A 12742-nucleotide genomic window follows, 5' to 3' on the forward strand; every position below is an offset into this window, starting at 1 on the left:
ACCAAAGGATAATTCGCCCAAAACACAACCCGACCACCAGAACGATGGACCGAGCCACGCCTCGAGACGAGGTAATTGGCATCGATTTTTGACACGCTGTTGAGTTCTCAAGAATCGGACACACACCATCAACCACCTCACCGAGGAGGCCTCCGGGGCAACCCTTCAAACTTACCCGCCACACCCGACCGAGTCAAACCCGCAACCAGCCCACAAGACCAGCCACGAGGACCCACCGAACCGGCAGTTCCTACCCTCCAAGGCTACCCGAGCACGTCAGGCACCTCAGACCATCACGTCAAACCCCGGGACCGGCCAACTTCGCTCACGATCACTCGCACCGCGGTGGCGTCCGTTCCTCCCTGTCGGGCTGACGAAGAGAACGTTACAGGGGCCTGGCCGGGATCTCATAATCGGGCTGCTGGGCCCCGACGAGACCGATCGCGGCGGCCTGGGGCCAGGCGCCGGCGGGTCAGGAGATGCGGTCGATGACGATCGGCGGCAGGTCCGGTCGCGAGCCCTCGGGGGCGATGGTGAAGCCACCCTCGAGCGCCTCCAGCGCCCGGGCGAACCTCTCCGGCTCGTCGGTGTGCAGGGTCATCAACGGCTCTCCCCCACGCACCGTCGCACCCGGCTTGTGGTGCAGCTGGACGCCCGCGCCTGCCTGCACCGGATCCTCCTTGCGGGCCCGACCGGCCCCGAGGCGCCAGGCTGCCACCCCGACGGCGAGCGCATCGAGCTGGACGAGCACGCCGTCGGCCGGAGCCAGCACGTGGTGGGTCTCGCGGGCCGTGGGCAGCTCGGCGTCGGGGTCTCCCCCCTGCGCCCGGATCATCCGCCGCCAGACGTCCATCGCCCGGCCGTCCGCCAGCACGTCCGCCGGATCGATGTCGGAACGGCCCGCGCCGGCCACCATCTCGCGCGCCAGCGCGAGGGTCAGCTCCACGACGTCGCCGGGTCCCCCACCGGCGAGGACCTCGACGGACTCGCGGACCTCGAGCGCGTTGCCTGCGGTCAGCCCCAGCGGTGTCTCCATGTTGGTCAGCAACGCCACCGTGTGGACGCCGGCGTCGGTGCCGAGTCGCACCATGGTCTCGGCGAGCTCGCGGGCCTGCCCGAGCTCCTTCATGAAGGCGCCCGAGCCGACCTTGACGTCGAGGACGAGCGACCCCGTCCCCTCGGCGATCTTCTTGCTCATGATCGAGGTGGCGATGAGGGGCACGCAGGACACCGTCCCCGTGACGTCACGCAACGCATACAGCTTCTTGTCCGCAGGTGCCAGACCCGAGCCGGCCGCGCAGATCACGGCCCCGACGTCCTCGAGCTGATGCATCATCTGCTCGTTCGTGAGCTCGGCCCTCCACCCCGGGATGGACTCGAGCTTGTCGAGCGTGCCTCCCGTGTGCCCGAGCCCCCGGCCCGACAGCTGGGGCACGGCGACCCCGCACGCGGCGACGATGGGCGCCAGGGGCAGGGTGATCTTGTCGCCCACTCCGCCGGTCGAGTGCTTGTCGCTCGTGGGTCGGGACAGGCCGGAGAAGTCGAGCCGCTCCCCCGAACGGATCATCGCGTCGGCCCACCGGGCGATCTCGCGCGGTGTCATCCCGTTGAGGTAGATCGCCATCGCGAGGGCGGACATCTGCTCCTCGGCGACGACGCCCCGCGTGTACGCGTCGATCACCCAGTCGATCTGCGCGTCCGAGAGCTCCTCCCGGTCACGCTTGGCGGAAATGACGTCTACGGCATCGAAGGCTTCACTCACGAGACCATCATGTCCCAGCGCCGACGACGCCGGACCCGCACGGGGACTGCACCGTTCAGCCCTCGGCGTGACGCAGGTCGTCGACCCCGAAGGCCTGCGGCAGCACCGCGGTCATGGGCAGCACCCCTTCGGGAGTCATGAGCAGGCACTCCGGTCCGCCGTTCTCCCACAACAGCTGCCGGCAACGGCCACACGGCATCAAGGCCTGCCCGTCGGACCCGACGCAGAAGACGGCCGTCAGGCGTCCCCCGCCGGTCGCGTGCAGCTCGGACACCATGCCGCACTCCGCGCAGAGCGCGACGCCGTAGGCGGCGTTCTCGACGTTGCAGCCCGCCACCACCCGCCCGTCGTCGACGAGCCCCGCCACTCCCACCCGGAAGCGGGAGTAGGGCGCGTAGGCGCGCTCCATCAGCTCCACCGCGCGCAGGCGCAGGGCCTCCCAGTCGACGTCGTCCGACGCTTCGCCGAACGGCTGGGCCGGCCCCGCGGCCGGCTCGGTCACGACGCCTCGCCCTTGCGGTACACGGCGCCGTCAGCAGCCGGCATACGCAGGCGTTGTGAGGCGAAGGCGAGCACGAGCAGCGTGGCGACGTACGGGGTCATGCCGGTGAACTCGTTGGGCACGCTGGGGGCCGAGAGGAACCAGCCGAGGGCGAGCACGCCCATGACGACCATCGGCACGCCGACGAACGGCTTGCCCTTCCGGCGTCGCACCCACTGCCAGACGCCCCAGGCGACCAGCGCCACCGCGATCGGCAGCAGGTAGGCACGCACCACGTCGCCGCCGCCGCGCAGCTGCACGGCGTCGGTGTAGCCGAAGAGGGCCGCACCGCCCGCGAGCCCGCCCGGGCGCCAGTTGCCGAAGATCATCGCGGCGAGGCCGATGAAGCCGCGACCACCGGTCTGTCCCTCGCGGTAGAGGTTGCTGGCGACGAGGACGAGGAAGCCACCCGCCAGGCCCGCGAGTCCGCCGGAGATGAGGACCGCCAGGAACTTGTAGCGGTAGACGTTGACACCGAGCGTCTCGGCCGCCACCGGAGACTCGCCGCACGAGCGCAGCCTGAGGCCGAAGGCCGTGCGCCACAGCACCCACCACGTCACCACGAGCAGCAGTACCGCGATGATCGTCAGGACGTTGAGGTTGGTCGTCACCGCCCGCAGCACCGCCGCGAGGTCGGACAGGAGCCACCAGTGCTTCTGCTCGAGGGTCTGCAGCGGGTCGGAGACCCCGGGGACCGACAGGAACGGCAGCTGCTCCAGCGGCGGCGACTGCGTGGGGCCACCGCCCGGCAGCCCGGTGAACGTGCGGACCGCCAGGTAGGCGCCGGCGCCGGCACCGAGCAGGTTGATGGCCACACCGGAGACGATGTGGTCGACCCCGAAGACGACGGTCGCGACGGCATGGATGCCACCGCCGACCATGCCCACGAGGATCGCACCGAGGATGCCCGCCCACGGGCCGTAGTGGTAGCCGAAGAACGCTCCGCCCCACGTCCCGAAGATCATCATGCCCTCGAGCCCGATGTTGACGACGCCGGCCCGCTCGCTCCAGAGCCCGCCCAGTCCGGCGAGCCCGATGGGCACGGCCAGACCGATGGCGGCCATGAGGGCACCCGAGGAGTCGATGTCGTTGGCGCCGGTGAGGACGCGGACCGTCGAGAGGACGACGAGGCCCCCCAGGACGACAGCCGCCCAGAACCAGCGCGGGCGACCGTTGCGCCCGGCCGCCTTCGGAGTGGCCGGGGCGGTCTCGGTCATGACGGAGGCGCTCATGCCACCGCTCCTTCCGTCGGGGCGCCGGCTTGCCGGGCGAGCTCGCTGGCGACGCGACGCTGCTCGAGGCGGACGTTCGCGCGCCGGACGACCTCGTAGGCGATGACGACGGACAGCACGATCACTCCCTGGATGACGAGCACGAGGCGGTCGCTCACCCCGGCGGTGATCTGCAGCCCGTTGCCCTGGGCGTCGAGGAAGGCGAACAGCAGAGCGGCGAAGGCAATGCCGACGGGGTTGTTGCGACCGAGTAGCGCGATGGCGATGCCGGCGAAGCCGAGGCCGGCCTGGACGGTGTCGCCGTAGACGTAGTCCTGGCCGAAGAGCAGCGGCATGCCGACGAGCCCGGCCGCGGCGCCGGAGATGAGCATCGACGTGAGGACCATCCGCTTGACCTTGACGCCGCTCGCAACTGCCGCCGACTCGGACCGGCCGGTCGCGCGCAGGTCGAAGCCGAACCGCGTCTTGTTGATGACGAACCAGTAGAGGACGCCGATGAGGATGGCGAGGAAGACGAGACCGTAGATCTTGCTCGGGGTCGCGATGATGCCGTCGACCGAGATGCCGGGGACCCGGGAGTCCTGCGGCAGCGGCTTGGTGTTGGTCGCGTTGCTGCCCTGGACGCGCTCGGCGGTCTTGCCCAGCAGGAACGCCACGAGGAAGGTCGCGATCGCGTTGAGCATGATGGTGGAGATGACCTCGGAGACGCCGCGCGTCACCTTGAGGACGCCGGCGATACCGGCCCAGAGCGCTCCGGAGGCCATGGCCACGAAGAGGGACACGATGATGTTGAGCCAGCCGGGCAGGTAGCCCTGACCGGCGAAGAGCGCAGCGGCGAAGGAGGCGACGCGGTACTGGCCGTCGACACCGATGTTGAACAGGTTCATCCGGAAGCCGATGGCCACGGCGATCGCCGAGAGGTAGTAGACCGAGGCGGCGTTGATGATCGCCACGACCTGGCGCGGCAGCGGCGCCTTGAACAGCTGGGCCCAGACCGCGCCGACCGGGTCGCCCGCGACGAACAGGATGATGCTCGTCACCACGACGGCCACGACGATCGACAGCAGCGGCGCCGCGATCGCCATGAGGATGCGGCGGGCGTCGAAGCGGGTGCTCATCGGGTCTCCCCCTCGTGGTGGGTGCCGTCACCGGTGGCTGCGTCGTCTCCGGTGCCCGGACCGTGGCCGGTGCCCTGACCGTCGTCGACCGGGGCGGCCGGCGCGTCGGTAGGCGTGTCGGTAGGCGCGTCGGTGGGCGCGGATTGCGCTCCGGTCATGGCGGCGCCGAGCTCCTCACGCGTGACGCGGTCCGGGTCGAACTCGCCGGAGAGCTTCCCTCGCAGGATGACGCGGATCGTGTCGGACAGCCCGACGAGCTCCTCGAGGTCGGCCGAGACGAGCAGGACCCCGAGCCCGTTGCGGCGGGCCGCCTTGATGTGGTCCCAGATCGCGGCCTGCGCGCCGACGTCGACGCCGCGGGTGGGGTGCGCTGCCACGAGGACGCGTGGGTTGCGGCGCATCTCGCGGCCGATGATGAGCTTCTGCTGGTTGCCGCCGGACAGCGACCCCGACGTCACGTTGATCGAGGGGGTGCGCACGTCGTACTCGTCGATGACGGCCTGCGTCTCTCGCTTGGCGCCGGAAGCGTTGACGAGGATGCCGCCGGGTCCCGAAACGTTGACCGCCTCGGTCTGGTGCCCGAGGACGACGTTCTCCCAGAGCGGTGCCTCGAGGAGCAGCCCGTGGCGGTGCCGGTCCTCGGGGATGTAGCCGATGCCGGCCTCGCGGATCTCGCGGACCTGCCAGTCGGAGATGTCGACGTCGCCGAGCAGGATGCGGCCGCTCGAGGGCTCGCGCATGCCCATGATGACCTCGACGAGCTCGGCCTGGCCGTTGCCCTCGACGCCCGCGATGCCGACGATCTCGCCGGCGTGGATGGTCAGGTCGATGTGTTCCAGCAGCGCGCGCCCACCTGCCGGGTCGGCGAGCGAGGTGTCCTCGATCGTCAACATCGCGGTCTGCGTCACCGTCGACTCCTCGGTCGAGGGCGAGGGCAGCTCGGAGCCGACCATCAGCTCGGCGAGCTGCCGCGCCGTCACGCCGGTCGGGTCGACCTCGGCGACGGTCGTGCCGCGGCGGATCACGGTGATGGCGTCGGCGACCTTGAGCACCTCGTCGAGCTTGTGCGAGATGAACACGACGGTCAGGCCCTCGGACTTCAGCTCGCGCAGGTTGTCGAAGAGCTCGTCGACCTCCTGCGGCACGAGGACCGCGGTCGGCTCGTCGAGGATGATGATCCGCGCGCCGCGGTAGAGGACCTTGAGGATCTCGATGCGCTGGCGTGCGCCCACCCCGAGGTCGGCGACGAGCGCGTCGGACGGGACCTCGAGCCCGTAGGCCTCGGAGATCTCGCGGATCTTCTTGCGGGCCGCGTTGCCGATGCCGTGCAGCTTCTCTGCGCCGAGGACGACGTTCTCGAGGACGGTGAGGTTGTCGGCGAGCTGGAAGTGCTGGAAGACCATGCCGATGCCGGCCGCGATGGCGTCGGACGGCGAGCGCAGCTGGAGCGCCTTGCCGTCCACCTCGATCGTGCCCTCGTCGGGCTGCTGGACGCCATAGAGGATCTTCATGAGGGTCGACTTGCCGGCCCCGTTCTCACCGACGATGGCGTGGACGGTGCCCTTGTCGACGGTGAGTGCGATGTCCTTGTTGGCGATGACGCCCGGGAACCGCTTCGTGATGCCCTCGAGCCGGACGGCCGGGGCTCCGTGGTGGACGGCCGCCGGGGGCCTGCCCCCGGTCACGGGCGTGTTGCTGACGATGACACACACTCCTCATGCGGGCCCGCCTCGACGCGGGCGTCGATCGAGTATTGAACCAGCACTGGCGAACCTAACAAGCCCCGCGGTGCCGGGTGGGTGAAGTCGGGAAGATGCGACGGCCCGGGCGGCGCTGCACGCGCCGCCCGGGCCGTCCGGTGGGACGACCGTGAAGGCCGCTCCCCTCCGGGATCGAGGCGATCAGGCCTTGGGGACCGTGATCTCGCCCGAGATGATCTTCTGCTTGTAGTCGTCGAGCTTGCTCTTGATGTCGTCGATGTGACCACCGGTCGTGGAGAAGTCGACTCCGCCGGCCTTGAGGTCGAAGATCTTGTTGCCCGCCTTGAAGCTGTTGTTCTTCACCGAGGTGATGAAGTCGAACACGCCGACGTCGACCTTCTTGATCATCGAGGTGAGGATGACGTCGCGGACGTCCGCCGGGGCCGTCTTGGCCTGGTCGGAGTCGACGCCGATGGCCCACTTGCCGGCCGCCTTGGCCGCCGTGAAGACACCGCCGCCCGAACCGCCGGCTGCGTGGTAGACGACGTCGGCGCCGCCCTGGTACATGCCCTCAGCCGCGGCCTTGCCCTTGTCGACCGAGTTGAAGCCCGAGAAGTCCGGCGGCTGCGTGAGGTACTTGACGTCGATCTTGATGTCCGGCTTGACCGCCTTGACGCCGGCCTCGAAGCCCTTCTCGAACTTCTTGATGAGGTCGGTCTGGACGCCACCGATGAAGCCGACGTGGTTGGTCTTGGTCTTGAGGGCCGCAGCGGCACCGACGAGGAAGGAGCCCTGCTCCTCGGCGAAGGTGATCTGGTCGACGTTGGGGCCGGCCGAGTCGGGCGACGCGTCGTCGACGATGGCGAACTTGACGTCGGGGTTGGCCTTGGCGGTCTCGCCGACGGCCTTGGCGTAGGCGAAGCCGACCGCCACGATGTTGTTGTAGCCGGCGTCGATGAGCTGCTGCAGGCGCTCCTTGCGGGCGGACTCCGCCTCACCGTTGACCGCCGATGCCTCCTTGACGTCGGCACCCAGCTCGGTCTTGGCCTTGTCGAGGCCCGCGGCGGCGGCGTCGTTGAACGACTGGTCACCGCGACCGCCCACGTCGTAGGCCATGCCGATCTTCAGCGTGCTGCTGCTGGCGCCGCCCGTCGAGCCGCCCGTGCCGCCGGGGGACGTCGTGTTGTTGGTGCTGCTTCCGCAGGCTGCGAGGCCCAGCGAGGCGGCGGCAACAACGGCCGCGACCTTGGTTGCGTGACGCAAGAGGAGCTCCTTTGATTCTGCGGGGCCGACGACGACATCGGCCCAGATAGCACGGAACTGTAGACCCCGGCACGACAAGATCTGAGCACCTCGGGGCAACTCGCAGGAAGTGTTACCGATCCGCGACCGCGCCCAGAGGCGTCACTCCGGCGAGGGTCGGCGTGCCTGCCAGCTGGGCCGCCGCCGCGAACACGACACCGGCCAGCGTCCGTGCCCCGACGGGGATCGCGGCCTCGTCGATGACGATGTCCCCACGGTGCAGGTCGTGGGTCGTCCCGCCGGGCGTGCGGGTGCCGAGACGGGCCATGGCCCCGGGCACGTGCGTGAGGTACCACGCGAAGTCCTCGCCACCCAGCGACTGGGGGGTCGGGGCCACGAACGACCCGGTGCCGGTCACCGCGGCCGTGAGCGCGTCGATGCAGCCCGCGTCGTTGACGACGGGGGGCACTCCCTTGGTGATCGTGACCTCGGCCTGCACGGCATACGGCTTGACGACCTCGTGGACGACGGCCTCGAGAAGGCGCTCGACGCCCTCCCAGATGCCGGCGTCGAGCATGCGCAGCGTGCCGCCGACCTTGCCCGACGACGGGATCACGTTGTGCGCACCGCCCGAGTGGATCGAGCCCCACACGAGCGCCGCGCCCGCCCGCGGGTCGAGCCGGCGCGACAGCACGGCCGGGACGTCGGTGACGACCTTCGCCAGGGCGTACGTGAGGTCCTGAGTCAGGTGCGGGCGGGAGGTGTGACCGCCGCGGCCCGAGAGCGTCACCTCGATCTGGTCGGCAGCCGCGGTGATGGCGCCGACGCGCAGGCCCACCTGCCCGGCGTCGAGACCGGGGTCGCAGTGCAGCGCGAAGATGCGGTCGACCCCGACGAGGCCGCCCTGGGCCACGACGTCCTCGGCGCCGCCGGGCATGAGCTCCTCGGCCGGCTGGAAGACGAGGCGGGCTCCGATGCCTGCGGCGACGAGCCGCTGCTCCGCCGCCTTGAGCGCGAGGGCCGCGCCGAGGAGGGCGGTCGTGTGGACGTCGTGGCCGCACGAGTGGCTGACGCCGTCGGTCTGCGACGCGAAGTCGAGACCGGTCTGCTCGCGGATCGGCAGGGCGTCGATGTCGGCCCGCAGCGCGATGCGGTGGGTGGGCTCGGCGGCGCCGAGGTCGGCGACCAGTCCCGTGCCGCGCAGTCGCCGGACGCCGATCCCGGCGCGCTCGAGGCGCTCGGCGATGAGCGCCGTGGTGCGGATCTCGCCGCGTCCGAGCTCTGGGTGGGTGTGCAGGTCGCGGCGGATCGAGACCAGCTCCGCGGCATGCTGCTCGACGGTGCGAGCAAGGGCCTCGAAGGGCAGCGGAGCGGGTCGGTCGGTCACGAGAACGGGAGTCTAGCGAGAGGATGGGCGCGACCTCCGGGCACGGGGGTCGGACGATGGTCGGAGGAACGGTCGGAGGAGAGGTCACGCGTGGACTCGGAGTCACGCTCCGCGGAGCTCGGGGCCGACGCCGTCCGTGGCGTCGTCGCCCTGGTGGACCGCGCGCTGCCGTTCACGACCCTGACGTGCGAGTCGTCCCCGGCGACGGTGTGGTGGCGCGACGTGCTGGCACACGTGAGAGCCGGCGCCGACCCGCTCGAGCCGTGGCGCTCGGCGCTGCGCACCCAGATGGGGCAGCGCCACGACGCCCTCGTGCCGGGGCACGTGCCCGCGGCGTTCGTGCTCCAGTGGGCGTGCGAGGTCGCCGCCACCCCGATCGCGTATGCCGCGACGCTCGGTCCCTGGCTGATGGTGCCGTCGGCGGGTGGGCTGGGTGCTGGGCTCGGGTTCGAGCTGGCTCCGGGGCTCAACCCCGCCCGGATCGTCATCGACCCCGCAGCGACGTCGTTGGAGGTGGACGAGGACCCCGCGGGGCGCCTGGGACGCGGCCACGCGGCATACCGCGCGCTCGTCTCCGGGGTGGTGGCGGCATACGCACCCGACGTGCGGATGGGCTCTCGGCAGCGGTGGGGCGTCGTCGACGACATGTGGGGCACGGCGCTGCGGCTGGCGCGCGGCGCGGCCGGCGAGAGCGTGGGTCCGCAGCCGACACGTGTGTCGTGCTGCTTCATCTACGCACTGCCGGGGATGCGGGAGTGTGCCGCCTGCCCGCGCGGTGGTCGCTGACGCGCGGCAAGCGCGCGGAACTATGGTGTCGGCCATGCGTGCGCACCTGCCCGGGTCAGACCTGTTCGTCGTCCACGAGGAGGTCCGCGAGGCCCTCGATGCCGGGGTGGGTGTCGTCGCCCTCGAGAGCACGATCCTCGCCCACGGGCTCCCGCACCCCGACAACATCGAGATCGGCGCGCGGATCGAGGGCGCGGTGCGGGCCGGCGGCTCGGTGCCCGCGACCATCGCGGTCCTGGACGGCGTGGTTCACGTCGGCCTCGGCGGACCTGAGGTGGAGCGAGTCTGCACCGACCCCGCCATCGCGAAGCTCTCGGTGCGCGACGTGGGCGTCGCTGCGGCACTTGGACTTTCGGGAGCGACGACGGTGGCGTCGACGTCGGCACTCGCACACCGGGCAGGCATCCGCGTCTTCGCGACGGGCGGTCTCGGCGGCGTGCACCGCGGCGCGTCACAGACCTTCGACGTCTCGGCTGACCTCGGGGTCATCGCCTCGACACCGGTCCTCGTCGTCTGCGCCGGGGTGAAGTCGATCCTCGACGTCGCCGGGACCCTCGAGACGCTCGAGACGCTGTCGGTGCCGGTGCTCGGCTACCGCACGGACGCGTTCCCCGGCTTCTACCTGTCGGACTCGGGGCAGCCGGTGCCGTGGCGGGTCGAGTCCGCGGCGGACGCGGCCCGGGTCGTCGTCATGAGAGAGCGTCTCGGGACCGACGCCGCCGGTGTGGTCCTCGCCAACCCGCTGCCCGTCGACCGCCAGGTCGAGCGGGGCCTGCACGACCGCCTCGTCGAGGAGGGACTTGCACTGCTCGAGCGCGAGGGCGTGCACGGCAAGGACGTCACGCCGCGACTGCTCGAGTACTTCCACGACAGCTCCGGCGGGGAGTCGCTGCGCGCCAACGTCGAGCTCGTCCTGTCCAACGCGCGCCTCGCCGGCGAGGTCGCGGCCGAGGTCGCCGCCCTGGTCTCCACCCAGACGGCAGCATGACGACACGACCGGTCGTGGTCGTCGGCGACGTCGGGCTCGACGTCATCACCCGGCCCTCCGGCGACATCCGCTGGCACTCCGACACACCTTCGGCCGTCGCACTGGTGCCCGGTGGCGCCGGCGGCAACTCCGCCTCCTGGCTCGCCGAGCTCGGCGCCGAGGTGACCCTCGTCGCTCGGGTCGGTGACGACGCAGCCGGTGCGGCCTGCCGGGGCGAGCTCGAGGCCGCCGGGATCACCTGCTCCTTCGCCGTCGACCCGGCCCTGCCGACGTGCATGGTCGTCATCCTCCTCGACGCCCACGGCGACCGGACGATGTTCCCCGACCGCGGCGCCAACAAGGCCTTCTCCGTGGCCGACGTCGACCTCGCCTCGCTCGGCCTGCCCGCCGAGCCCCGGCCGCACCTGCACCTGTCGGGCTACGTGCTCTTCGACGCGGGGTCGCGGGCCGCCGGCCTCGAGTCCCTGCGTCAGGCGCGGGCACTGGGCTGGACGACCTCGGTCGACCCCCAGTCGCCGGCCCTCATCGAGCGCGAGGGCGTGTCGTCGTTCCTGGCGTGGGTCTCCGGGGTCGACCTGCTGCTGCCCAACGAGAACGAGGTCGCGGCGCTCGGTGGGCTGGCAGCGATCCTCGGCCACGCGAGGGAGGTCGTCGCCACCTACGGCTCTGCGGGTGCGCGGTGGGTCGGTGCCGACGTCGACGAGTCGGCCGAGGCGCCGGTCGTCGAGAACGTCGACGCCACCGGGTGTGGGGACGCCTTCAACGCCGGGCTGCTCTCGGCCTGGCTGCGCGGCGAGGACCGGTCCGGCGCCCTGCGGGCCGGGGTCGCCGCCGGAAGCGCAGCGGCAGCCCGCGTGGGTGCCCGGCCAAGCTGACCGGCATACGGCCTGGGTCCCGCCGCAAGGCGATCCGGCGGACCTCCACGAACTCGCGTATGCCGCGTGGCTGGAGCGCGTGGGACGGCAGCGGCTCCGCGTGCGTGGCGGTCCGTCGGTCCTGTGGATGGCCGCAGCGACACGCTGGCGCGTCCGGGCAGCCTGAGGCCATGGACGTCGCGACAGTGCTGGCCCAGCGCGTCGGCAGCGGTCAGTGGGCCGAGCTGCGTCCTGTCGTGCGTCGCCGAGAGCTGCGGCGAGCCGTCGCTGAGGGCGCGATCATCCGGCTCGGCCGAGGCCGATACGGCTTGTCGAGCCTGGCCGCGGCGCGCGTCACGGCAGAATCGCTCACGGCCACCGCGTCACACCTCACGGCGGCCCTGCACTGGGGATGGGCGGTCAAGCACGAGCCGGAGACCGCCCACGTGACGCTGCCGCGAGGGCGCAAGCTGCGAGAGCCGGCGCGGACCGGAGTGCGGCGTCACTGGCGAGACCTGGCTTGTGACGAGATCGTCGACGGTTGGGTGACGACCCCGGCGCGCACCGTCATCGACTGCTGCCTGGACCTGCCCTTCGACGAGGCCCTTGCCGTGGCCGACTCCTCGTGGCGGGCCGGTCTGTCACCGCTCGTCGTCCGAGACCTCGCGCTGCGGTTGCCGCCTCGGTCGCGGCGCAAGGTCGGCCGGGTCCTGCAGCACGTGGATCGCGGGGCCGCCAACCCCTTCGAGTCGGTGCTGCGCGCCCTGTGCCTGCAGGTCGACGGGCTCGGCGTCGTGACCCAGCACGTGGTCAAGGGACGCGGCTTCTTCGCCCAGGTGGACCTCGCCGACCAGTCGTTGCGCATCGTGATCGAGGCGGAGGGCTTCGACAACCACGGCACCCGGCGGGCCCTGAGGCGCGACTGTCGGCGCTACACCGGGTTGGGAGCGCGCGGATGGGTGGTGCTTCGATTCACATGGGATGAGGTGATGTTCGACCCCGACTACGTGCTGGCCGCCCTGCGCGAGACCGTCGCCGTGCGCCGACCGACCGCCACGAACCTGCCCGCGGCGTAACAGCCGTGCTCGGCACTCGGCCGCAGCGGAGCTCATGGCGGTCCGTCGGGCCGGGC

The 12742-nt window shown here is 71.2% G+C and carries 11 protein-coding genes; 4 read left to right on the forward strand and 7 right to left on the reverse strand.

Annotated features, from left to right (window positions below):
• Positions 1-472: 472 nt before the first annotated feature.
• From ABD831_RS15105 to ABD831_RS15135, 7 genes are all read right to left on the reverse strand, one after another.
• A complete protein-coding gene (locus ABD831_RS15105) occupies positions 473-1762 on the reverse strand; it encodes a thymidine phosphorylase (protein ID WP_344948283.1) in 1290 nt (429 codons plus the stop codon).
• Positions 1763-1817: 55 nt separating this feature from the next.
• Positions 1818-2264: a cytidine deaminase gene (locus ABD831_RS15110; protein WP_344948285.1), complete on the reverse strand. Its 447-nt coding sequence runs from the start codon at positions 2262-2264 to the stop codon at positions 1818-1820.
• Positions 2261-3535 (reverse strand): ABC transporter permease, encoded by a 1275-nt coding sequence (locus tag ABD831_RS15115; protein ID WP_344948288.1) that lies wholly within the window; start codon positions 3533-3535, stop codon positions 2261-2263. Before ABD831_RS15115 ends, ABD831_RS15110 begins: the two co-directional genes overlap by 4 nt.
• The gene (locus ABD831_RS15120) at positions 3532-4653 is read right to left on the reverse strand and encodes an ABC transporter permease (protein WP_344948290.1); all 1122 of its coding nucleotides are present in this window, start codon (positions 4651-4653) and stop codon (positions 3532-3534) included. Before ABD831_RS15120 ends, ABD831_RS15115 begins: the two co-directional genes overlap by 4 nt.
• Positions 4650-6338, reverse strand: coding sequence for an ABC transporter ATP-binding protein (locus tag ABD831_RS15125; RefSeq protein WP_344948293.1), 1689 nt, complete (start codon positions 6336-6338; stop codon positions 4650-4652). The genes ABD831_RS15120 and ABD831_RS15125 overlap by 4 nt, the downstream gene beginning before the upstream one ends.
• A 216-nt stretch (positions 6339-6554) precedes the next feature.
• On the reverse strand, positions 6555-7616 hold the full coding sequence (locus ABD831_RS15130; protein WP_344948296.1) for a BMP family lipoprotein: 1062 nt from the start codon (positions 7614-7616) through the stop codon (positions 6555-6557).
• Between the two features lie 112 nt (positions 7617-7728).
• A complete protein-coding gene (locus ABD831_RS15135) occupies positions 7729-8982 on the reverse strand; it encodes an amidohydrolase (protein ID WP_344948299.1) in 1254 nt (417 codons plus the stop codon).
• A 90-nt stretch (positions 8983-9072) separates the two neighbouring features.
• Between ABD831_RS15135 and ABD831_RS15140 the strand changes: the two genes are divergently transcribed.
• From ABD831_RS15140 to ABD831_RS15155, 4 genes are all read left to right on the forward strand, one after another.
• Positions 9073-9768, forward strand: coding sequence for a (2Fe-2S)-binding protein (locus ABD831_RS15140; protein WP_344948302.1), 696 nt, complete (start codon positions 9073-9075; stop codon positions 9766-9768).
• A gap of 34 nt (positions 9769-9802) precedes the next feature.
• Positions 9803-10756 (forward strand): pseudouridine-5'-phosphate glycosidase, encoded by a 954-nt coding sequence (locus tag ABD831_RS15145; protein WP_344948305.1) that lies wholly within the window; start codon positions 9803-9805, stop codon positions 10754-10756.
• A complete protein-coding gene (locus ABD831_RS15150) occupies positions 10753-11631 on the forward strand; it encodes a carbohydrate kinase family protein (RefSeq protein WP_344948308.1) in 879 nt (292 codons plus the stop codon). The genes ABD831_RS15145 and ABD831_RS15150 overlap by 4 nt, the downstream gene beginning before the upstream one ends.
• A 170-nt stretch (positions 11632-11801) precedes the next feature.
• Positions 11802-12686 carry a DUF559 domain-containing protein gene (locus ABD831_RS15155; RefSeq protein WP_344948311.1) on the forward strand — a complete coding sequence of 295 codons (885 nt, stop codon included), beginning with the start codon at positions 11802-11804 and terminating at the stop codon, positions 12684-12686.
• Positions 12687-12742: the final 56 nt, after the last annotated feature.

Source organism: Terrabacter ginsenosidimutans, assembly GCF_039539425.1.
Taxonomy (GTDB): Bacteria; Actinomycetota; Actinomycetes; order Actinomycetales; family Dermatophilaceae; genus Terrabacter; species Terrabacter ginsenosidimutans.